This window comes from Leptolyngbya sp. PL-A3 (assembly GCF_039962325.1).
In the GTDB taxonomy this organism is placed as follows: Bacteria; Cyanobacteriota; Cyanobacteriia; order Elainellales; family Elainellaceae; genus Vacuolonema.
The window spans coordinates 17975-41206 of record NZ_JAMPLB010000001.1 but is presented as its reverse complement, the minus strand read 5'-3'; the positions used below and the strand labels follow the sequence as shown (position 1 = coordinate 41206).

Below are 23232 nucleotides of genomic sequence, written 5' to 3'. Positions count from 1 at the left end.
TACCTTTAGAACAGTAGCCTAAAACCTTCAGTCCGGAACATTGAATATTGTTGCTAAGCAAACCCTCTCAACTAAAGTACCCAAGATTAAGCTCACACTACGCGTGAGCTTAATCTTGGGTACTTGATTTCGACTGTTGCTAAATGGAGCGATGAAATGGGATGTGGAGTCGCACCCCATCCCATTTCATAATTTTGGGCACGGTCGCACACCGCCCACTACTCCAATTCACGGAGGGCAACTCCAGCAGAACTGTTTAGGATAAGTGAGTAACAGGTTCTAAGGTTTCCCATGGATGCATTTGCACCGGTTCCTCCGGATTGGGCAGAAGCGGCGGTCCATGCCTGGGAGTTTAGCTGTCCCACCTGTCGGGCAACGGCTGGCGAAGCGACTGAGGTATGGTTGAATCGGCGATCGCCCGTTTTTACAGAAGACTATCGTCGCAAGTGGCAGATGTTTTACTTATGTCATTGCGGTGCAGCCTGGTGGGGCTGGAGCAATGAGCAACCACCCAGTGAATTAAATAAACCTGACACGTCTGCGACATTTCAGAATGATCCGTTGGACGATCTATAAAGCCAGGTCTTCGTTCTACTTGAGAGAATTTGTTTGCGCGCATTCAGCGTGCACAAACAGACTCTCTAACATTGAGTAGTGGAAATCAATCCATATTTGAAGATGGGGGGTGCGAAGCACCCCCTATCTTCAAATATGGTCAAAAAACTCGGTTTAGGGCCAAAAGTGTTTTCGAGATTAACGCACTGTACATAATCTTCGAAAACGCCAAAATGAGCTTATCCCGAACTCAGGTTACATAGGATTCAGCGTCAGCATTTAGCAATTCGCATAGTTTTTCTGGAACGCTTGATTTTTTACGCGTGCTTCATGCACAAAAAATCAAGCGTTTCCAGAAAAACTATCCAGAGCATTGTAGAGGTGAGTATCGAAGATTGCTTGGAGCACTGAGCATTAGAAAAATGTAGATTTACAAATATCTTGCTCAAGTTAGAGACAGAGGATGACAATCAGAGATATCCTGATGCTCAATTTATAGTCACGCCTATAATAAGCATCACGGTGTGCAGTGATGCCAGGATATTGTGCAACCGTAATATTGTGGCACCGTAAGCTAGTAGCATAAAGCATTGAGCCCGGTTGCTCATGAATACCACATTCTGTTTGCTATAGCTGACTGCAAGTATTCCACGGACCTGATGTTTTATGACATCTGATTATTGGTTCGATTATTCTATTCTTCTGTGAACCCTTCTCACTTTTTCCAATTAATGAAATCCTCATCAACTCAGCGTCAAACACGAGCTCAAAGTTTATCGCTTGCGACAATTGAAGAGGCCCGTGCGGCCTTAGAAGCGTTGTCTGAAAAAAAGCGCGATCGCTTTACGGTGGGAGAAGCGATCGTCAAGTTAGAACAGCCCATTCAGGCTGCTCTGGATAAAGGCTATTCTCGCCAGGATGTAGTAGCCGTCCTGAATCGGTCTGGGGTCCCAATTTCTCTTTCTTCATTGCGCTACTACCTGGGGGGAGCAACCACTCCATCCACTCCCTCAGACGTTTCGGAGCCCGATAAACCGTCCTTACATGCATCGCGATCGCTCTCTAAAGCCGAGTCAAAGGCTTTACCACCCCTGGTGGCAGCACTTCAGGCCCCCCGTTCGCCAGCCAATCGTCAACACGTTGAGGATGTCATTGCTTACTTGATTGAATAACAGTGTCACCTTTTCCATGGCTTCTACCCTCAGTCATTTTGTCAGAGCGTTGGAGCATAACTAGAACAGCAAAGACCCACACTCAACAACCAGATTTACATCATTCTGATTCATGAGGTGCACAGGAAAAATGATTCAACCGGATTCATTTTAGATACACTGAATTATTCCCTATGGGTAACATCGGGAATCTGTTTTTACCACTGTTCACAACTACTTCAAAACATTTCCTATGACAGTTTCTAAAGCAAGAAAGCGTCCACCGGGTTCGATTCTGGTTCAACAAGCTGCCATTCAGCAGGCCGGTGATTTACTCCAAAAACTTCCCGAGAAGCCCAAGGAGAACTGGTCATTACGCGAAGCCATTGAATCCCTTGAAGGCTCCATTGTGCAGGCTCTTGACCGGGGCTACTCCCACGAGGAGGTTGCCGAATTGCTTGAAGAGAAAGGGATTTCTATCAGCGTTTCATCACTCAAGCGATATCTGGCAGCTTCGCGTAAGGACAAAGGTGGGCAGCCTCGCCGTACTCGCAAGCCTCGGGGACGTGCCGCAACGAAAGAAACGGAAACGGAGCCTACGAGTGTGGAATCGGTGGCACCTGAAGCTCCTGCTCCTTCCGAGAGTGAAGCCAGTGAAGCGGCTGAACCTGCAACAACTGGCCGTCGCAAGCGCTCCGCCAGCAATGCGCCTAAGGCCAGCTCAACGGCTACCAAAACTAAGACCCGCTCGGCTTCGACCCGCAGCAAAACCACACCGTCGAACGGGCGCCGGAAAAAGAAGGAAGATTGAATCCTCCAGTTCTTTATTCCGGATGGTAAACATCATAAAGCCCCAGATTTTTTGGGGAAAGTGCCGGTTTGGACTGCTTTCCCCAAAAAACCTGGGGCTTTATACTGCACTATGCTTTTTCGGAAAGCGCTCCTCGAAAAAGCCCTTAACCCGAACTCAGGTTACATAACGCTGCACGCGTTGATTACAGCGCTTTGCGCTTGAATCAGCCCCGATTGTTTTTGTGAGAGCCGCGCGGAGCGCGACTCTCACAAAAACAACCAGATTTTAAGCGTTTGAAAAGCGCTGTACTTCACGCACTTGCACAGTGCTATATAAATCTACGAGGCATGAATGTATACGTCCTTTCCCCAATTGAGGCATGGTTAGAATTGCCTTAAAGGATTGTTTTTTCGTACACGAGACACATGAAAAAACAATCCTTTAAGCCAACTCTAGATTTCGATAATGAAACTGGTAGCATTGGCATGACTTTCAGCGTAAATTTTACCGCCAATATGTTCTGTGAGTTTCTGTACCAGGGCTAATCCCAACCCTGTACCCCCTTGCTTCCAGCGATCAATATCAGGAATGCGATAGAACTTCTCAAAAATACGGGGCAACTCCTGGGCAGGGATTTCAACCCCCGTATTGCGAACAGTAATTTTGAGATGTGCAGTCACAACGGGAATACGACCACCTAAGGTGTTCTTAATTTCACCCGTCGCCTTCAGGCTGAGTGGTTTGATGGACAAGTCAATGCTTTCACCCGGTGGGGTGTACTTACAGGCATTGTTGAGTAGCTCAGCCAAGATTCGCGTTAGGCAGGAGCGATCGGTCGTCCAGGTGGAGAGGTTGGGAGCCAGGGTAACCTGAAGGGTTTGCTGACGATTACGACAACGCTCCCGAAAGGGTTCCACCAATTCTTCCAGCCATTCCTGAAGGGGAATGCTTTCTGGCTCCAGGATACGGGTGCCTGAGGCAAGCCGCTGAAGGTCGAGCAGGTCGTTAATCAAATCTACTTCGCGGGCACATTCTGTCTGAAGAATTTCCATGTAGCGCGTGCGACGTTCTTCAGAGGGAATCATCCTGAGCATATGAATAGCCATTTTCATATTAGAGATAGGCGTTCGCAGCTCATGGGAAACCGTGCTCAGAAAATCATCTTTGAGTTGATTCAGTTCCTCCAAAGCCTTCACTTCTACCTGAGCCGCCTGGTAGAGACGAGCCTGACGAATGGCGATCGCACACTGACTCGCCACCTGTGACACTACCCGAATTTCTGACTCACTAAAAACTGCTTCAGAATCACGAAACAGCCGCAGTTTACCCAACACTTCTTGATCGTCCATAATAGGACATGCAAAAACGGTGCGAGGGTGCCGATTTGCCTCTACGGTAGGGCACTCACAAAACTGAATACTTTGTCTCTTCAGAAGTTGAGGGGAGATGTCTGAGAACTTTCTCGCTGACATGACCTTTGGATAGGGAGTAGAGGCGTCATGACCATAGGCATGGGAAATGGTCATCGTCCCCTGGGCCAGATCGAACAGGGCTGTGTCGCAGCTATTAACCTCTAGACCTCGCCCCAACTCCTCAACAGCTGTCTGTAAAATCTGATCTTCATCAAGGCTGTCACGCACTTTGTCTGTCATGCGCGTAATCATGGCTTCATAGCGCAGCGCCTGTTGCAGTTGGACGGTGCGCTCCTCCACCTGATGTTCCAAAATCAGATTCAGCCGTTGCTCGTGCTGATAAAGTTCAGATTGGTGGATGGCGATCGCCGCTTGAATTGCGAGTTGTCGCAGGAAGTCAATCTCAGACATCTGCCAAACCCGTGGGGCACGGCAGTGCTGGGCCACCAATAAACCCCACAGCACATCCCCCTGAAGAACAGGCACTACCAGGGTTGCTCTAACTTGCAACTGGATCAAGAGTTCCCGGTGACAATCAGCCAGGTTATCAGTCTCAGTATCAGTTGTGGCAAAGATGCGCCCCTGTTTATACGCAACACCCCGAGTTTCAGCAAAATAGGCATCTGTGATGCGTCGGCCTAAAATAGATTGCCAGCCTTCCGCCACCGACTCCACCGCTACAACTCCACTCCAGTCTGGCTGGAACTGATAAACGATGACTCGGTCTGTTTGCAAAAACTGGCGAACTTCGGCGACGGTGGTGTTGAGGATGTTGTCTAGTTGTAACGATTGCCGCATTTGCAGGGCGATCGCCCCCAGCAACCGCTCACGCTCAGCCTGTTGCCGCATTATCATTTCGGCTTGTTTGCGCTCCGTAATATCTTGCGCCACACCAACAATGCGATAAATTTCTCCAACGTCATTGCGAACTGTAAAACCCCGATCCCAAATCCACCGGATGGAACCATCAGGATGAACAATACGGTATTCAAGACCCAGGATTTCCTCCTGAATATCCATGAAGATGTTAGCAACTCGTTCTCGATCTTCAGGATGGACAGCACCCAGGAAGGAGTGAGGTTCTGCATACAAGCTCTCACAGGTGCGTCCCCAAATTAGCTCATAGGCTGGGCTGATATACAGGAGCTGAGTGCGATGGGCGGATCGCATCCAGAATACTTCCCGGATATTTTCGGCCATCTGGCGAAATCGAGTTTCGCTCTCGCTTAGGGCTGCATTGCTTTCTTGCAGGGCCTGAGTCCGTTCTTGAACCCGTTGTTCTAACGTTGCGTTGACCTGTTGAATTTCACTAAATTTCTGCTGCAGGCTAAAAGCCATCGTACGGAAATTTTGAACCAGCAGGGAAAACTCCGTAATCTGGCTTTGTACCCAATCGATGGGTTCATGTTCCACCAACTTATAAGGCAAGTTGGTCGTGACATCTGCTAATTGGGCAATGGGTTTCACAATCTGTCGGCTCACCACCATGGATACAAAGGGAGCACAGCTAGATACCAGCAGCAAGATGGCCATATTTCGCGTATGCACCCGTTCGATGTGGTGTACGTGTTGTGTAGCTCCCATCTGCACAATCAGCGTCCACGGGAGACCATGCCCCATTGACACTTCCTGAACAAACTGAGAGTTAATCCAACGCACCATGACCAGCGGTGAACCCGTATTGGGAAACCATTGGTAGGTTTGCTCCCGAATCGGATCAATATCACCACCCTTGCGCCAGTCAAAAGCCTGGTGTGGGTCCCATTTCAGCAGGGTACTGGCTGCAACCTTCTGGTTCTGATCAATGAGCGTAAAGTTAAGCGCCTGATTATCGACATTTGCTTTCAAAAGCGATGTCAGCCCCACCAGGTCAATTTCACCAACCACAGCCCCTTTCAGCGTACCGTCCTGAACAATGGGTAAACCGATCAGGACGGTACGCTGATCATGGGCACCCGGCCTCAGGCGTACCGGGGAGATATAGGGTTGGGGCGATCGCCGTGATATCTCCCAATAAGCCTGCTCGTCAAAGTCGTTCTCCCCCTGGCCCGTAGCACTTTCCACATCAAACACTCGCCGTCCCGTTACATCCAAAACGTGAATGTGACGTAAGTCTGGAAAAACCTGGTGGATAAAGTTTCCATGCTGCCGCAGAATATCACTGTCGAGGGAGGAGGTTTGAGCCAAGTTTGACAGGGCCTGCACTACTCTCAACCGGCGCTGGTACCAGGTATTAATCTCTACAGTTAGATAACGAGAGGCATCCTGAAGATCTAACCAGGCTGCCGTTTTGATATCATCCACAACCTGGCGGCTGGTCAATATAATCAACGCCAGCGTTGGCACCATCACAAAAAGCGTTAGCAAGTTGAACAACATTTGCCGTAGGGAGAGGGTACGAAGTGCTGGAGGGCGAGCAACCCACTGATGAATCGGCAAATGAGTTAACAGCAGGCTGGCAATTAGGGCATTGAAGATACCGTTAACGGGTTGCTTCAACAAAATAATGAGCGCCTGAGTTGAATCAACCTGCAAGATAACGGCGTAAAACAGCCACACCAGAGGCATCCCAATTACCAACCAGAAGGCCGCATCCAGCAACACAATATTATTTCTGTGCCGATGGTGAAACAACCAACCGACAATCAGCGCTTCCAGGGTAAAGGTTAACGTTGTATAGGGGTGATGCCAAATAATATAAGTGCAAGAGCCAGCGATAAAACCCGCGAGGGTTCCCCACCGTACGCCATACAAGCACATGACGATCCAAACGGCGATTGAGCCAAAAATAAAATCAATGTTGAAGAATAATGTCAGCCGAAAATAATTTCCTAGAAATCCTGAGCTGATTAGAAGAAGCAAACCCCAGATGGATCTTCTGTGAAACAAGTTTGATATCCAAGGATTTTTTAAGTTCATCCTACCCGTCCCCTTACGATCCTTGCTACAGCAGCCTCTTATTAGGAGAGACAGTCCAATACTTGAAGCTGCTGTATAAAAGCACTGTTACCATTTCCTAGACATAGAGTGACCAGTCTCTAAATCAATCTATTCAGTCGTTAGCGAATCGTAAGACTTGAGGGTACTTTTTATTTTTGAACCCTGTATCTACGCTTTAAGGAGATTTCCAGATAAGAACTTCCCCATTATTTGGAAAAAAGGCGCGGCTTCGCCGCGCCTTTTTTCCAAATAATGGGGATATTGTTTCTCAGAAATCTCCTAAGTTCTACTGACAGCTATTAATGAGACAGGAATGGCACCTGTCTAGCAGCAAAACCAGGCATTACTGTGATCAAATATGGAAGCTCAAAGTTTAGCTTTCGCCCATGGCGATCGCCAACGTTGTTGCAACAACAGGGCTACCGTTTGCCATTACAACCTCAGAAACACCTCCAATAAAATTCCTACATCAATTAGTAGAATGTCAGAGCTTTTCCAAAGCTTTAGAAGTTCTCAAACTTAAAAGTTTATTTTTCCATCACAAAACATATGAAAGTAAATTTTTGAATTTCAAATAGCGTTTAAAGAAAGCTTTGAGAAATGCAATTTTGCTACTTAAGAAACCCCTTTGTAAGTAGCTCAGCCCCAGTAGATTGCCAGTTTTTCCCTTTCATGAGGGAGATCAGGTGGAGCTAAAATCTCACCTCTGACGGACGTCTGTCGTCATCAGGGTTCCTTAGAGTGTGGCGGTATGACTATGCTATTCAACTATTCAGCATTGAGCAGTCGCCCACTCCATCTCCACCACACCATGAAAGGACTGACGGGAAAAACCGCATTGATTACGGGCGCAAGCTCAGGTATTGGTCAGGCGATCGCCATTCGTTTGGCTGAGGAAGGTTGCAACATTGCCATCAACTACCGCAGCAATGCGGAGGAAGCGGAGGATACGGAAGCGATCGCCATGCAGCAAGCCTGCGGCCAGGTAGAACAATGCGGCATGCAATCTTTGTTGATCAAAGGAGATGTCTCCAAAGAGCAAGACATTCTGAACATGATGAACACGGTTGTGGATAAATTTGGGAGCCTGGATATTCTCGTTAATAATGCGGGAATTCAGATTGAAAAGCCATCCCACGAAGTTCCAACAGACGACTTTGATCGGGTGATTGGCACCAATTTGCGGGGTGCATACCTGTGCGCTCGGGAAGCAATCAAATGCTGGGTTGAGCACCAACACCCTGGGGTCATTATCAATATCTCCAGTGTTCATGAAATCATTCCGCGCCCTTCCTACATCAGTTACTCCATTAGCAAAGGAGGCATGGGAAACCTGACCCGTACTCTAGCTCTAGAGTATGCAAAGCAGGGGATTCGGGTGAATGCGATCGCCCCCGGAGCCACCATCACCCCGATCAATCAAGCGTGGACCGATGATCCAGAGCAAAAGGCGATCGTCGAAAGCCATATCCCTATGGGCCGCGCCGGCAACTCCGAGGAAATGGCGGCAGCAGTCGCATTTCTTGTCTCTGATGAAGCCACTTATATCACTGGACAAACTCTGTACATTGATGGGGGACTGACGCTCTACGCTGATTTTCAAGAACCCTGGTCAGCCTGACACTCCAGCTCCAATCCACCAGTTGTGTGGCATTTCGTGCCACACAACTGGTGGATTGCAGGCTCGATAACCAATACACGGCATGGATTTTTGGCAGTTCTTTAGTGCATTAGTTCGGACAGTTTTTCTGAAACCATTGATTTTGCGTGCGCTTCGCGCACGCAAAATCAATGGTTTCAGAAAAACTGTCCAGAGTATTGTAGTGGGTGAGCATCCTACCACCAAAGTTGGACCGGGCACTGCCATCGGCAACACTTCTACAATGAGGTTGTTATCCTGTAATGATCTAAGCCCCTATGACATTACTAAGTACTGCAGTTGAGCCCGTTGCCATCGAAGAAAATCTGAAGCAGTTTTTATTGGTAATTTCTGCGGCCCTGGTAGTTGCAACCCTATCCCAAATCGTGCCCTGGCTGCAGAAGGTACCTTACACACTAATGCTGGTCTTAACAGGAATGGGATTAGCCCTGTTGGATGTGCGCTTCTTCACTCCATCACCTGAATTAATTCTGTGGATTTTTCTACCTCCCCTCTTGTTCGAAGCAGCGTGGAATCTTAACTGGGATGACTTAAAGCGCCATCTCTTGCCGATTACCCTTTTTGTTACCATCGGCGTTGCGCTTACTATCCTGGGTATTGCCCTTCCTCTAGCCCAATGGAGCGGCATCAGCCTGCCTGTTGCCCTGTTAATTGGTGCTTGTCTGGCGGCTACTGATCCCGTCTCCGTCAGTGCCCTACTCCGGGAACTCGGTGCCCCTCCACGATTAAAAGCTCTGGCGGAAGGCGAAAGTATGTTCAACGATGGTACTGCCGTGGTCGCCTTCGGGTTGATTATTGGCATCGCCTTGGGAACCGACAGCTTTGATCCTCAACGGTTAACGGTCGATGTTCTGACAGTAGTGGGAGTGGGCCTACTGGTGGGGTTGTTGTTAGGCTTTGGTATTTCCTATTTAACGCAACGGTTCGACCTACCTCTGGTGGAACAATCCCTGACGCTCGTTTCAGCTTACTCGGCTTATCTGATTGCCGAAAGTCTAGGAGGCTCTGGGGTGATTGGTACAGTTACCACCGGGTTGATCCTCGGCAATTTTGGCTCTCGCATTGGGATGAACCCCCGCACCCGCATCGCTGTCAGCGAATTCTGGGAATTTGTGGCGTTTTTCACGAACTCCATTTTATTTTTGCTAATTGGTGACCAGTTTCATCCGGTCAATAATCGCAGTGAGCTTGCCTTAATTGGTCTGGCCTTTGTAGCTGTTCTAATCACTCGGGCCATTGGCATCTTTGGCTTAACTTTCTTGAGCAATCGGCTCACCCAGTTAGACATCGACCTCAGCACGCAAACGATGCTCTGGTGGAGTGGCCTGCGCGGCGGTGTATCCCTTGCCCTCGCCCTGAGCGTTCCTGCTGATCTACCAGAACGCCAAGCTATTTTGACAGCAGTTTTTGGGGTTGTGTTTTTCACAACACTGCTGCAGGGCTCCACAGCTAAGTTTTTACTGGAAGCGTTGCACTTGGCAGAATCTAGCCCATTACGCGATCGTTATTTAGAAATCCTTTCCCGCCAAGCTGCCCTGTATCGCATTCTCAACTATTTACAGCAACCTGAATCCAAAGTTGGTGTTGAGCTGGTCATTCATCAAGCCAAGGAAGCTGAAATCAGACAACAACTCGAAACTCTACAAGTAGAAGGCAGCAAGCTTTGTCAGGAAGACCCAGAGCTCCTGGAAGTTGGGGCAAAACAGCTTCAGCAGGAGCTGTTTGCGATAGAGACCGCAACTTATACAGAATTCGTGCGATCGGGCCGCATTAACCAGGAGTTACCTGGATTACTGGACCCAATCCATCATCATTAGTACGGTACAGCGCTGTTCTAGTATTGCATGGGGGAAATCAACCTATGTTTAGTGGAGTAGGGTGTTTCACACTCCACTAAACATAACCTCAGTTCGGGATAAGCTGAAGTGCTCATTTTGGCGTGCGCTTTGCGCACGCCAAAATGAGCGTTTTCGAGTGCCGCGCAACGCGCGGCACTCGAAAACGCCCTTAACCCGAACTCAGGTTAAACATAGGCAACCTTAAGACCCTAAGCACTAGAGTGCGATTGAATGTTATGAGAAGAGCCTTTAGCACTTCTTTATTGCGCTTTAAAGCGCAATAAAAGGGTTATTTTTCGTGCGCAAGTGCACAAAAAACAAGTCTTAAAACAGCTCCTAGAACACAACCTCAAACTGTCAGAAGTCCAAAAACAATGTTTTGACAAATACGTTTTTTGAGCTTTTTGTAGCCTGTTAATTAAACGTGGCATGTTCTCAATTAGTGTAGTGAGAACACGATGAGCCACTCCAAACAATAGAGATCCAACATAAGAGGGATGTGAAATCTTTCCAAACAGGGTTGAATGAAACAGTATTTCCCTTACTATTTCTGCTTTAAAGAAGACTGCTCTCTCTTTCGATAGATTTCTATTTTCATCAAAGCTAATAGCTACATTGATTGAATCTACATTATGAAATTAAATCACGTGCCTGAATCGGCCTTACAACAAGAGCCTGCAAAGTGGATTGAGCGGTTCGCCCGCTTTGGTTATGCTGCTAAAGGAATCGTTTACATACTTGTAGGTATCCTGGCTTTTCAGGCGGCTTTTCATTGGGGAGGAAAAGTTACCAACTCTCAGGGAGCCCTGCAAACGGTAGCGACTCAGCCCTTCGGTCGTATATTACTGTTCTTAGTTGCCCTTGGGTTAATTGGGTACGTTGTCTGGCAAGTAGTTCAAACTATTTGGGACCCAGAACATAATGACAGGGGAGCAGGGGCGATCGCAAGACGCTTTTCTTACGTCATCAGTGGCTTGATTTATGCAAGCTTAACCTGGTTTGCTCTTCGAGTTTCTTTGGGCAATCCAGCGAGTAGTGGAGGAGGCTCCAGCCAACAAGCTGCAACACTTTTATCCAAACCCTTTGGACAGTGGCTACTAGGATTAATTGGTGTTGCTATTATCAGCTATGGATTTTATTGCTTTTACCGGGCTTTCACGCGGCAATTTCAGCGGCGGCTTAAGCTCGACCAAATGAGCCAGACAACGCAGAAGTGGGTTACACGCATTTCTCGCTTCGGTTTATTTGCGAAAGGAATTGTGGCCCTTGTCATTGGCTATTTTGTGATTCTGGCAGCCCGAGCAGCAGATCCCAATCAAATCCGTGACACAGAAGGGGCATTACAAGCTATTCAACAACAACCTCTGGGTGCCTATCTCATGGGCATTACAGCTCTGGGCCTAATCGCTTATGGTGTGTTTATGGAAACCCAGGCTCGATATCGCAAAATCTCACCCTGATGGAGTCTTAGTATTAGGCGCAACTGGTTAAACCCGCATGTTCGATACCAGATATGGGCCTTGTTAAAAAATCCAAAACTTTTCTTCCCTCTGGTAAAGCATCAGGAGAATAAGGTCCATACACACGTATTACAAGAGGGGATGTATCCAGGTCAGAAAGAGCTCCTTACTTATTAGTAATAACAGTTGTTTAGATTCGATACATTACTCTCATTTTTCATACTAAGCTTCTCATTTTTCCAGGAAGTTTTCGTTATATATAAGAATCTTAAATGACTTTGAAAAGGAGGCTGAATAGGGCTCGTTTCGTTTCCTAAAAGGCATTTCACACATTACCCAGAAATACCACACGCACGATTGATCTAGTTGGGACAAAAGAAGAAAACCCTGGACAGGGTACTATATATGCCCTTACGTTCTAAACAAAATAGCTATAAATTTGGAGCTCATTAATAAGAATAAATCATGCAATGAAGCAAGAACTTGAGTACTGCTTCCATTCCATGATTTGAAAGTTACTAACGTATGGCCAAGCTGATATGAGCCGTCAAACTCTAGGCTGAGAAATGTTCTTTTTTTATTCCATCTCTGGAACGAGGATTTTCATAGGGTACACGGTTAATCTCAGTAGTGAGTTATTTGAAACACGAGTTCCGAACACTTAATCCTCCTCGCGCAGAACTACTCGCATAGTTGCGGTTGAGTTACCTAAATAATTGAGGGAAAACCATGAAAATCAACAAGATTCAACAACTTACCGGAGCTTCGTTCCTGGCTTTGGGCCTGGCAGTACTGCCCGCTACTCACTCCGTTATGGCGCAGGATGCAACAGGCACAACGGGTACCACCAGCACCTCTGCCCCCGCGACAGATACTATGGGCACTACTGGTACTGATACAACCGGCACCAGCGACACCGGTGTGACGGGTGGCACCACCGGTACCACCGATCCTGGTATTTCGGGTGGCACCACCGGCACCACTGACCCCGGCGCCACGGGCACTACCACTGCTCCCGGCACCACGGGCGGCGCAGACACCTTTGACACCACCAATTCCCCCTCTTCTCAGCAGTTCGACAACACGGACGCTGCTGATACAGATAACGACTCTGACTGGGGTTGGCTGGGCCTGCTGGGCTTACTGGGTCTGCTGGGCCTGGGTGGTCGTAAGCGTCACGATGATGATGTGCGCTACCGCGAACCCGAAACCACCACTCGCACCTACCGCTAATTAAGCTCCTGTTTCGTGTGCCTAGGCACACGAAACAGCAACCCTTCTGGATCCCTTTCTGATTAGTTGAGTAAGTCAAACATCTGGATCACAGCATAGGCCGCTGCTTTGCGCCTATGCTTTTTTCTTTTTTAGGGCTTACGAACGGCACTTTAATGTCTTCTCAATATAAAGATGCGCCTAACGTTCTATATCCTGCTTAAGCAGAACTTAGAATATTAGGCGCATCTTTACGAACCAAAGAACGGAGAGGGAGGGATTCGAACCCTCGGTACGCCCTAAAACGTACAACAGATTAGCAATCTGCCGCTTTCGACCACTCAGCCACCTCTCCAGGCGTCCGGAAATTAATAATAGCAGAGGTTTTGTCTAAGTCAAAGGGTTTTGACGATTTTTCTTGAAAAATTGGGCGATCGCTTCTCATCAAAAGCTTTAGATATTGCCTCTACTCCTTTTATAGCAAGGGATTCAGAGTTCTCTGACAAGAAGTATCTCCTCACTTTTTTTCAAAAAATTGGGCTGATACCAGCTCCCCAGATTTTTTCAGGTAGCCGGACACGCTTCAGCCTTCTGGAGCAACTCAGTAAGGCCGTTATATTAACTTTTTTAGGAATCCCAGAAGTAAAACCAACTGAAGCGGTTCAGGTACACTATCCTCTACACACGGGGCATTCGGATCTCTTCAGATACTAGATGCGGGGTTTTGCTTACGATTAAATGAACTCTAGCTGACGGTGTGAGTCCTGAAACCAGGCTAGACACACGGGCATTAAAATACGTACCTCAAAAATTAACCGAATAGTGGCTTTGAATGGGGGAATAGCAAGCAATGGGACATCGGCGACGAGCAGCAGCATGGATACGGTGGGCAGTCCTATTGGGAGTATGTAGTGCAGGCTTTGGGGTTGTTTTACCCGGCAGATTTCTGGAAGGGGAACGGGCGATCGCCGTTACTCCCGCTGAGATCACCAGTTGGCGCTTTAACACAGATAGCCAACAACTCGAAGTCGTGTTACCGGGTGGTGCTACCCCCCGTTATTTTTTGTTGGCCCAGCCTGCTCGCATTGTTGTGGACATCCCTGCGGTCGATGCTGGAGCCTCTGCTGGGGAACAAACCTTTAGTGGGGTAGTCAGCCGGGTGCGTGTAGCTCAATTTGAGCCGGGGCTAACCCGTATCGTTCTGGAGCTCAGCCCCGATGTGGAACTGGCCCCAGGTCAGGTGGAATTGAACCGAGCTGAAACCCTTGCGACTGGAGAAGCCCGATGGACGCTACGCCCTTTACTTGTGGGTATGGCTCCGGCTCAGGACACTCAAAATGATGTGGCCATCAATTCTCCCGGCCCCATAACACCTTCTCCTGCCGACGTGGCCCCGGCAATCGCCCCTGCTGTTCCAGTTGAACCAACGTTGAGTGCTGTCCCCGCCATAGTTCAACCAGATCCGGCGATGGCAATACCTGAGGGCAGTGGGGCTACGATTGCCGTGCCTCCACCCGAACCTGACCCGACCATGGGAATGGCATTCTCTGAAGACTCTAGGTCTACGCTTGATGCGCCGCCACTGGAGGAGCCTGCGCCGAGCCCGACCCAGGCGAACATTGAAGCGGCGGAAGCACCCATGGATATGGTGACGCCTGAAGACCCTGCGATCGCCATTACAGAGTCCCCACCGGATACCAATCCTGCATCAGCACCATTAGCCGTACCTTCCAATCAAACGGTAATCACAGAACCCCCACGGTTATCAGATGAGTCTCCCACCCTGAATAGCCAGGGAGCCGAATTTCTCAGCCCTGAAGCGGCCTTAATACCCGAAACGTCTACGGCAACTCAGGGGGATGATGAGGCCCTGAACTCGGCAAACCTTCCGGATGCCGTTGAGATTCCTATCGATTTCCCAGCCCCAACACTTTCAGACAACGAAGCCAGTTCTTCAGCAATGCCATCCCGTGTCTCGGCCTTGCCTCCCACAGATCCTGCAACCGATGCGCCAGCCATTGCCGTGCCTCCACTAGATTCTATCGTTCCGGTGACGGAGCCTGAGTCTGTAGCTGCGGCTCCAACCCAACCCAACGTGCTAATTCCAGCCGGACAGACACTGCAGCTCCGATATCCTCGCCCTTCATCTCTGGAGCTGTCCGATCGCCCCTGGCAGGAAGTGCTGGTGTTAGCAAACCCTGTAGAGGATAGCCAGGGAACGGTGCTCGTACCCGCAGGGACCCAAGTCATTGGCCGTTTTGAGCGGGATGGTCGAGGCTATCGGTTTATTGCTCAGGCGATCGCTCTCAATGACACGGTTCTCATGATCCAGGGAGCTTCTGCCATCTTTAGAGACGAATCCATTGAACCCAACACGGTGATTGAGCTAGATGTTGACCGAGATCTGATGCGATCGCCAACACCATAAAATCGACAAAGAAGGACGGCACAGCATGCCGCCCTTCTTGATGTAATAAAAAAGCGCGGCTGAACCGCGCTTTTTCTTAACGAGCATGGAGGGATTCGAACCCCCGACCCTCAGAACCGGAATCTGATGCTCTATCCACTGAGCTACATGCCCTTGCGTACTTTGCGAGTATAGCATCTCTGGGGGACAGCGATCGCTATCTTCTGCTATTTTCCACACCATGAAGTCAAGTTTTAGCTAGAAGCTTACTATGGCACCCCTTTGTGGCGGCATAAGAGGGCTTCTAGCTGAATTAGGGCGTGTTTTAGAACTCGCTGAAAGGATTGTATTTTCGTACGTTTACCGCACGAAAATACAACCTTTAAAGCAGGCCTTAGGCAACCGTTGTTCCTCCGGAGAAGTAATCCTTCAGCTGTTGCCCATGGTCGTGGGATAAATTGTTCAGGGGAATAGCCGTAGGCTCAAAAGCTTGAACTTCAAGCACCTCCAGCTTATCCAGAGTTTTCAGAGCACCGCTGGCTCTAACCTCAACAACCAGACAAATAGAGTGGAAGCGGGGATCCCGTTCAGGAGAAGAATAAACCCCAACCAGACGACCCAGATTGAGGAGATCTAGGCCGGTTTCCTCTTTAAGCTCCCGTTTCAAGGACGTCGGCAGGTCTTCGCCCCAGTTCACCATGCCTCCGGGTAAACTGAGCATGCCATTATCTCGGCGGCGGATCAGGGCAATCTTCCCATCGGGGAGGACAGGGATAATGCTAGTGCCCGTCAATGGATGACGGAAAATAATTCCAAGAGCGGTTTGCAGATATCGCCAGGCTTGACGCATAGGAAGGACAATCGCTTGCAATATTTAGAGAGTTTAGTGTTCTACTCCTGTGAACCATGAGGACGAGGAAAGCATTGACAATACCTTTCGCCCTGTATATCAGCAGGGTTGAACCAGAGCCAAAACGTGAGACCAGGGCTGGCTAGGCTGCCATTAACACTTCCAGGTCTTGTAGAACCTGTTCTGCGTGGTTTTCGGGCTTCACTTTTAGATAGACTTTGGCGATCGCACCCTCAGGGTCAATGATAAAAGTATTACGGCTGATACCCATATACTCCTTACCCATAAACTTTTTCAGGCCGTAGCTCTCGTAGGTCGTCGCCATCTGTCCCTCAGCATCGGTCAGGAGAGGAAATGGCAAATTGAATTTGTTGGAGAACTTGGTATGGGCTTTGGCATCGTCGGTGCTAACTCCCAGAATCACCACGTCTTTAGATTGGTAGGTCGGGTAAGCATCCCGGAAGCTACAGGCTTCTTTTGTGCAACCGGGAGTGTTGTCTCGGGGATAAAAGTACAGGACGACCCACTTTCCTCTTAAAGAAGAGAGGCTAACCGTGTTGCCGTTTCCATCGGGCAAGCTGAAGTCAGGGGCGGAATCACCAGGGTTAAGAGCCATAGCAACAGGTCGAAACAGCAAAAGGGTAAACAACAAAAGCCTTCAAGGCTGCAAAATTACCTAAGATTGTACTCAGTTCAGTCCCCAAAACTACAGCTAATCTCAGTTCGGCAAGACTTGCGCACTTGTGTTGTGGATGGAGTACGAAGCACCCCACCCACAACACAAGTACACTACAGATAGCGGACTTGCGTAAGTCCTATTTGGAATAAGCTGAAGTGCCTATTTTTGCGTGTGCTTTGCGCACAACACGACCTCTAGCCCTAACTAGCCCAAGAGTTCCTGTTAGGTGTAGCAGGCCCAGTAGGCACCTAATAGTAAACCCCCGTAGTTATGGGGTTTGACATCCCCAAAATATGTCTGAATCATCAACGTCTGTGCCAGCCTTCGATGCTCCGCCACCGTTCCAGGAAAGGGCTACATGGATAAGCTGTCCCGCTGTCACCCACCTATTCCGTAAATCTGCGCCTGGCGCTTTAGTTGAACCCTGCGACAGCCTGACCCTTCAACGGGGTTATGGCATTGCTGGCGATGCCAGTGCTCGAGTTGGTAATCCGCGGCAGGTTTTACTGGCCGGACAGCCAACACTGCATCAGTTCGGGCTTCAACCTGGAGATTTGCAGGAAAACATATTAGTGGATGCCGCCGTCGAATCTTTTGAGTCAGGAACGGTATTAGCGATCGGCAAAACAGCTCAGTTACGACTGATGTTTCTCTGCGAACCCTGTGCCTCTCTAGAACGGCTCAAGCCTGGCCTATCTCGTAAAATTGCAGGCAAACGAGGGTTCCTTGCAATGGTGGTACAGGATGGCACCATTCGCCCTGGCGATATCATCCGGGCCTATCCCCGATGCTTTTCCGTCATTCCCGAATCTACCCGAGGCAAATTTGAGGAATTTGTGGCCCGTATCCCACCCGGCTATGTAGTCGATACCCCTAACCTGCTGCTAGCCCTGGGCATGACGCCCAGCTACGCCCGCGCCATCCCTACCTGGCTGAAAAAATCAGCTCATCTGCCCGTACACCGCATCGTAGCCGCCAATCACACCCTCCTCACTCGGCATATTCCCGACCAGGCTGATGCTCTAGTGGCGGAAGGAGTGACTGTTGAGGGCGATCGCATCTCTCCCCAATTTTTATGGCCCCCTGAATTCTTCCACGTCGTTGAAACCAAATAACGTAGCTCCTGCTATACACTGACAGAGCAGGTTTTGTGCAGGAAACACGCCTTATGCTGCCCTGGCTGCTGGCCTTTCGATTTACATCTCCCGGTCCAATTTTCTTTGAAGCAGGGCCAATTACCGTTCGCTATTACGGCTTGCTGATTGCCTGTGCCGTGTTAATTGGGATCACGCTGTCACAGTTTTTGGCGGGTAAGCGAAACATAAACCCTGAGCTAATTGGAGACTTTGCGTTGTGGTTAGTTTTGGGGGCGGTGCCCTGTGCGCGAATCTACTACGTGTTGTTTGAGTGGAAGAACTACGCGAACAACCCGGCAGAAGTTTTCGCGATCTGGCACGGGGGCATTGCGATCCATGGGGCCATTTTGGGCGGTATTGCGGCGATGCTCATCTTTGGGCGGCTCAATCGCATTTCTTTCTGGCAGTTGGCTGATACTGTGGCACCATCCGTCATTCTGGGGCAGGCCATTGGGCGCTGGGGCAACTTCTTTAACTCCGAAGCATTTGGCCGTCCTACAGATTTGCCCTGGAAACTTTACATTCCCCCCGCCCAACGGCCTCCCGGCTATCAGGCATTTGAGTATTTCCATCCCACTTTTCTGTACGAATCCCTATGGAATATTGGGGTATTTGTGCTGTTAATGGTGATTTTTTGGCGTGGAATTCGGGGGCATTGGCCCCTGAAGCTGGGGACGGTGGCGCTGGTGTATGCGATCGCCTACAGTCTGGGCCGTGTCTGGATCGAAGGTCTACGGATGGACAGTCTGATGCTGGGGCCGTTACGGATTGCTCAGATTGTCAGCTTAGTCGGAGTGTTTATTGGGGTTGCTGGGTTGGTCTGGCTCTATGGGTTGAAGCGGAACTTGCCTGGTTCCAGAGTACGGTTTGGGGAAATTCATTTGTCTCGCCCTCCCGCAGAATCCCGATAGTCGCGAGTATCTTGCACAACCAAAGAAATAGCCCCGAAGTTTCCTTCGGGGCTGAATCAGGGTGCATCTACCATTCGCTTCTACCGGGGTTTTACAGAGCTATCCGGACACTCCCCCCTCCTTTGTCGGGATTTAACACAGAGCATTGATTTGTAAAGCTTTTTACAGGAAAAGGTCAGGTACGGTATGGAATTACGGAGCACGGGGAATGGGTTGGCGGAACGGTTGGCGGTGTCGCTTCAAGGGAAGTCGCCTGTCCCCGGTACAGTTTACATTGTGGGAGCCGGCCCAGGAGATCCGGAATTGCTGACGCTACGGGCCTACCATTTGCTAGCCGAGGCCGATGTAATTCTATTTGCCGACTCCCTGGTACCCCGGCAAGTGTTGAGTGTGGCTAAACCTGGGGCAGAACTCATTCGCACAGCGGATAAGACCCTGGAAGAGATTTTGCCCTTGATGGAGGAACGGGTGCGATCGCACAAAACCGTCGTTCGGCTCCACTCAGGTGACCCTTGCTTATATGGGGCGGTGCATGAACAAATGCAAGCCTTAGCGAGGGCAGACATCCCGTTTGAAGTTGTTCCCGGTATCAGCGCTTTTCAACTGGCCGCGGCTCGTCTCAAGGTGGAATTTACCGTTCCAGGTCTGGTGCAATCCATCATCTTGACCCGTATCAGTGGGCGCACTCAGGTTCCTGAAGCCGAGGAACTGGCATCGCTAGCAGCTCACAAGGCAAGCCTGTGCCTTTACCTCAGCGCTCGCCACGCTCAGGACTCTCAAGACAAATTGCTGCAACACTATCCTGCCGATATGCCGGTCGCCATCTGCTATCGCCTGGGTTGGCCCGACGAGCGGATTGTGATGGCTCGCCTTGATGAAATGGCAGCCGTGACAGAACGGGAGAAGTTAATTCGCACAACCATGTATGTCATTAGCCCAGCTCTGGTGGCTATGGAGCAAGCAGATGGGGCGCGATCGCAACTCTACAACCCCACTCACTCGCACCTGTTCCGTCGCGAATCGACTGAAGCCGTATAACAGTAACAGGACTCACGCAAGTCCGCTATATCTAGAGCATTTAAGTTGTAGGTAGGGTGCTTTGCACCTACCTACAACTTAAATGCGTAAGTCCTGAGTAAGCAAACCTTAGTTTGGGATAAGCTGAAACACCCTTTACCTGAACTGAGGTTAAGTTACAGCCACTTTAATCAGAACTTGTGGATCAAAGGGGTGAGTGCGTCGCACTCACCCCTTTGATCAAACCGGCTATGGGTGTCAACTTAACCCCGTGCATCCATGGCGTAGTAAAAATACATCTGCAAGCCCGATCGCCATACCCAATATCCATCGGTATTGAGGTGCAACCCATCCGTGCTGAGGTTCATCTGGAGATTTCCCTGGCTATCGGCAAACAGAGGATAGAGATCCAAATATTCAATTTCTTCCTCCTGGGCAATCTCTGCCAATTGCTCGTTTAGCAATTGAATTCGGTGATTCGGAATGGCGAGTAGGCGATCGCGCCCTTCCCAGGTAGCCTCCTCACCAGCATGGGGCAGAATGGATTGCATCACAATTTCCGCATCGGGATGGGCTGATTTGAGGTACTGAACAATTTGTCGCTGGTTGTGGAGAATCGTCTCGTCGTCAACCCCCTGCAACAGGTCATTAATCCCGATCATGAGCAGGATAGTATCCGGTTCCGTCTGATCCAACAGATCTAACCGTTGCAGCAGACCAGTAGAGTTCTCGCCAGAAATCCCCTGATTGAGCCACACACGCCCTGGCAACAGCAAATCGGGCGGAAACCACAGGCTGATGGAATCTCCCAGCAAAACACTGAGATGCTTAGGTTTTTGAACAGCCACCGCCTGAGCTTCCTGAGCCAGAAGATCGACCCACTGAGGATAGTTCAACTGATGCCGCGTTCCTAAGGACGGGACACTGACCGTAAACGATTGAGAGGCAGCGGATGAGGGTTGCATAAGAACCACGGCTCGATGCAGCCAATACTGCCGAATTCCCATCTGTAGCAGGATGAGTAGCAGCACGACATTGGCGGCCAGGGAGAGATAAATCCATCGGGGCAGCGATCGCCGCCCATAAGTGGGCTGGGTAATACGATCCCAATGCCAGCGCACCTGTTGTCCCCATCGGGAGCGACGTATTTCAAACAGGATACGGCTGAGGTGGCGATCGCCCCAATGCCGAAGCCAATACTTCATGGGAGTGCTCGTTTTACTCACCGCTCAGTACTCTTACAAAACATCTCTTTAATACCTCAAAAAATATCCAATAGTTCAGGGAGCAATCTTAAAAAGTCTGTTATATCAATACTCTGGACAGTTTTTCTGAAACCCTTGATTTTGCGTGCGCGAAGCGCACGCAAAATCAAGGGTTTCAGAAAAACTGTCCGAACTAATGTTATATCAAAATATTTATATTGAATTTGGCCAGATTTCAGAAAATGATGGCGATTGATAGGTCATAAAATCAAAGGTTTTGAAAGACGAGAAGCTTACCCATAGCCTTTCTGCATTACTTGTCAATGTTTTTGGCCCAGTAGAGTGGGTGCGGCCTACTGAGTAAAAACATGCAAGATTTTTGATCACATTGCTAGTGTCACGCTAGTGAGGACATCAAAAAAGCCAAGGGGAGAAAACCCCTTGGCTCCAAAGAGAGTTACCCAAAACTTAGTGAGGCACGCTTGTTGTGGAGACGCCAGGAACGCCAGCAGGAGAGCCCGTTGCATCCTTCACGAAACCAGCGTAGGCTTCCATGCCATGCTCGCCAATGTCGAGACCCATGAGTTCCTCTTCAGGAGACACGCGGATACCCAGAGTAGCCTTCAGCGCGATCCAGAAGATGGTAGACACCAGCACCGTCATACCACCTACAGCCAGAGTACCTACCAGCTGAATGATGAACTGGCCCAAACCACCACCAAAGAACAAACCTGTAGCAGGTCCTAAACCTTCAGCGTACAGATCGCCAGGGCCAGCTGCAAAGAGACCAACAGCCAGGGTTCCCCAAACACCATTGGCCAGGTGAACAGCGGTAGCACCTACGGGGTCATCAATCTTAAGGCGATCGAAGAACCCAACAGCAAATACGACCAGCACTCCACCAACAATACCGATGATGGCAGCGGAACCTGCATTCACAAAAGCACAGGACGCTGTAACAGCTACCAGACCAGCCAAAACCCCGTTGATGATCATAGACAGGTCAGGCTTGCCCAGCAGTAACCAGGCAGTAATAGTAGCCGCCAGACCACCAAAAGCACCTGCGGTGTTCGTGGTGATAGCAATGTGGGCGATCGCCGAACCATCACCCACGCTCATGGTGGAACCGGGGTTAAACCCAAACCAACCCAACCACAGGATCAAGCAGCCCAGAGTCGCGATGGACATGTTATGACCAGGCAGGGCGTTGGGAGAACCATCTTCGTTGTACTTGCCAATCCGGGGGCCAAGAAAAGCCGCACCCATGAGAGCAGCCCAACCACCAACCGCGTGTACCACGGTAGAGCCAGCAAAATCCCAGAAGCCATACTTGGCAAGCCAGCCACCACCCCAGATCCAGTGACCCGTAATGGGGTAGGCAACGCCAACCAGCAACAAGCTGAAGATCAGGAAGTCAACGAACTTAATCCGCTCAGCCACAGCCCCAGACACGATGGTGGCAGCGGTACCTGCGAACACCAACTGGAAGAAGAACTTAGCACCCAGAGGTACGCCAGTCCAGCTCAGAGCACTGTAAGCACCTTCATAGGCGTCACCAATGGCCGGGCTGTTATCAGCGCCACTCAGGAAGGTTAAGCCTTCCCAACCAATAAAGCCATTACCATTACCAAACATCAGGCCAAAGCCGATGAACCAGAAGGCAATGGTGGAGAGGGCGAACACAATCAGGTTCTTGGAAAGTACGTTGACGGCGTTCTTTTGACGGCAGAAGCCGGTTTCCAACATACAGAAACCCGCGTTCATGAAGAACACCAGCATCGCGGCAACCATGACCCAAACGGTATCCAGGCCCACCTGCAGGGTAGCGACCGTCTCCTCGACAGACGGGGTATCCTGGGCAAACACGGCTGTGCTGCTGACCAGAACGATCAGTGCCGTCAGGGGAATACAAGCTTGCCAGGTAGGGGAGAGAGAGTTAATGACAGCGCCCGGCCGTTTAAAGAAACGCTGCATCAGACTGGAAAAACGACGCCCTTCAATCAAGG

Annotated in this window: 18 protein-coding genes and 2 tRNA genes; 13 read left to right on the top strand and 7 right to left on the bottom strand. The window is 49.7% G+C overall.

What is annotated here, in order from left to right; translation table 11 throughout:
* Window positions 1–291: 291 nt before the first annotated feature.
* The 3 genes from NDI52_RS00170 (at window position 292) to NDI52_RS00160 (ending at window position 2517) form a co-directional block, all read left to right on the top strand.
* On the top strand, window positions 292–576 hold the full coding sequence (locus tag NDI52_RS00170) for a hypothetical protein (protein ID WP_190771320.1): 285 nt from the start codon (window positions 292–294) through the stop codon (window positions 574–576).
* 710 nt (window positions 577–1286) lie between these two features.
* On the top strand, window positions 1287–1727 hold the full coding sequence (locus NDI52_RS00165) for a hypothetical protein (RefSeq protein WP_190771319.1): 441 nt from the start codon (window positions 1287–1289) through the stop codon (window positions 1725–1727).
* A 232-nt stretch (window positions 1728–1959) separates the two neighbouring features.
* Window positions 1960–2517, top strand: coding sequence for a hypothetical protein (locus tag NDI52_RS00160; protein ID WP_190771318.1), 558 nt, complete (start codon window positions 1960–1962; stop codon window positions 2515–2517).
* Window positions 2518–2951: 434 nt separating this feature from the next.
* Here the strand turns inward: NDI52_RS00160 and NDI52_RS00155 are convergent, their stop codons facing one another.
* Window positions 2952–6671: a GAF domain-containing protein gene (locus tag NDI52_RS00155; protein WP_190771317.1), complete on the bottom strand. Its 3720-nt coding sequence runs from the start codon at window positions 6669–6671 to the stop codon at window positions 2952–2954.
* Window positions 6672–7237: 566 nt separating this feature from the next.
* Here NDI52_RS00155 and NDI52_RS00150 point away from each other — a divergent pair.
* From NDI52_RS00150 to NDI52_RS00130, 5 genes are all read left to right on the top strand, one after another.
* Window positions 7238–7429 (top strand): hypothetical protein, encoded by a 192-nt coding sequence (locus NDI52_RS00150; RefSeq protein ID WP_190771316.1) that lies wholly within the window; start codon window positions 7238–7240, stop codon window positions 7427–7429.
* Window positions 7430–7662: 233 nt separating this feature from the next.
* Window positions 7663–8472, top strand: a complete 810-nt coding sequence (locus NDI52_RS00145; RefSeq protein WP_190771350.1) for a glucose 1-dehydrogenase — start codon at window positions 7663–7665, stop codon at window positions 8470–8472.
* Between the two features lie 296 nt (window positions 8473–8768).
* Entirely contained in the window at window positions 8769–10328 is a 1560-nt protein-coding gene (locus tag NDI52_RS00140; protein WP_348256308.1) for a sodium:proton antiporter, read from the top strand.
* Between the two features lie 653 nt (window positions 10329–10981).
* Entirely contained in the window at window positions 10982–11809 is an 828-nt protein-coding gene (locus tag NDI52_RS00135) for a DUF1206 domain-containing protein (protein ID WP_190771314.1), read from the top strand.
* A 729-nt stretch (window positions 11810–12538) separates the two neighbouring features.
* The gene (locus NDI52_RS00130) at window positions 12539–13042 is read left to right on the top strand and encodes a hypothetical protein (RefSeq protein WP_199307963.1); all 504 of its coding nucleotides are present in this window, start codon (window positions 12539–12541) and stop codon (window positions 13040–13042) included.
* A 245-nt stretch (window positions 13043–13287) separates the two neighbouring features.
* Here NDI52_RS00130 and NDI52_RS00125 read toward each other — a convergent pair.
* Window positions 13288–13376 (bottom strand) — tRNA-Ser (locus NDI52_RS00125).
* A gap of 50 nt (window positions 13377–13426) precedes the next feature.
* Between NDI52_RS00125 and NDI52_RS00120 the strand changes: the two genes are divergently transcribed.
* Together NDI52_RS00120 and NDI52_RS00115 are read left to right on the top strand one after the other, a co-directional pair.
* On the top strand, window positions 13427–13735 hold the full coding sequence (locus NDI52_RS00120) for a hypothetical protein (protein WP_190771313.1): 309 nt from the start codon (window positions 13427–13429) through the stop codon (window positions 13733–13735).
* Between the two features lie 136 nt (window positions 13736–13871).
* Window positions 13872–15449 carry an AMIN domain-containing protein gene (locus NDI52_RS00115; RefSeq protein WP_190771312.1) on the top strand — a complete coding sequence of 526 codons (1578 nt, stop codon included), beginning with the start codon at window positions 13872–13874 and terminating at the stop codon, window positions 15447–15449.
* Window positions 15450–15529: 80 nt separating this feature from the next.
* On the opposite strand, the gene NDI52_RS00110 is transcribed toward NDI52_RS00115, so the two are convergent.
* The 3 genes from NDI52_RS00110 to bcp all read right to left on the bottom strand — a co-directional run bounded on the left by NDI52_RS00110 (window position 15530) and on the right by bcp (window position 16894).
* A tRNA-Arg gene (locus NDI52_RS00110) sits at window positions 15530–15602 on the bottom strand.
* A gap of 220 nt (window positions 15603–15822) precedes the next feature.
* On the bottom strand, window positions 15823–16278 hold the full coding sequence (locus NDI52_RS00105; protein ID WP_190771311.1) for an NUDIX hydrolase: 456 nt from the start codon (window positions 16276–16278) through the stop codon (window positions 15823–15825).
* A 142-nt stretch (window positions 16279–16420) separates the two neighbouring features.
* Window positions 16421–16894, bottom strand: a complete 474-nt coding sequence (gene bcp / locus NDI52_RS00100) for a thioredoxin-dependent thiol peroxidase (RefSeq protein ID WP_190771310.1) — start codon at window positions 16892–16894, stop codon at window positions 16421–16423.
* Between the two features lie 356 nt (window positions 16895–17250).
* Between bcp and NDI52_RS00095 the strand changes: the two genes are divergently transcribed.
* The 3 genes from NDI52_RS00095 (at window position 17251) to cobM (ending at window position 20042) form a co-directional block, all read left to right on the top strand.
* Window positions 17251–18072 carry an MOSC domain-containing protein gene (locus NDI52_RS00095; protein ID WP_190771309.1) on the top strand — a complete coding sequence of 274 codons (822 nt, stop codon included), beginning with the start codon at window positions 17251–17253 and terminating at the stop codon, window positions 18070–18072.
* Window positions 18073–18125: 53 nt separating this feature from the next.
* Window positions 18126–19004 carry a prolipoprotein diacylglyceryl transferase gene (gene lgt, locus NDI52_RS00090; protein ID WP_190771308.1) on the top strand — a complete coding sequence of 293 codons (879 nt, stop codon included), beginning with the start codon at window positions 18126–18128 and terminating at the stop codon, window positions 19002–19004.
* A 186-nt stretch (window positions 19005–19190) separates the two neighbouring features.
* Window positions 19191–20042, top strand: coding sequence for a precorrin-4 C(11)-methyltransferase (gene cobM / locus NDI52_RS00085; RefSeq protein WP_190771307.1), 852 nt, complete (start codon window positions 19191–19193; stop codon window positions 20040–20042).
* A gap of 242 nt (window positions 20043–20284) precedes the next feature.
* On the opposite strand, the gene NDI52_RS00080 is transcribed toward cobM, so the two are convergent.
* Both NDI52_RS00080 and NDI52_RS00075 read right to left on the bottom strand, forming a co-directional pair.
* A complete protein-coding gene (locus tag NDI52_RS00080) occupies window positions 20285–21226 on the bottom strand; it encodes a GDSL-type esterase/lipase family protein (RefSeq protein WP_199307964.1) in 942 nt (313 codons plus the stop codon).
* Window positions 21227–21694: 468 nt separating this feature from the next.
* The gene (locus tag NDI52_RS00075; protein WP_242035909.1) at window positions 21695–23200 is read right to left on the bottom strand and encodes an ammonium transporter; all 1506 of its coding nucleotides are present in this window, start codon (window positions 23198–23200) and stop codon (window positions 21695–21697) included.
* Window positions 23201–23232: the final 32 nt, after the last annotated feature.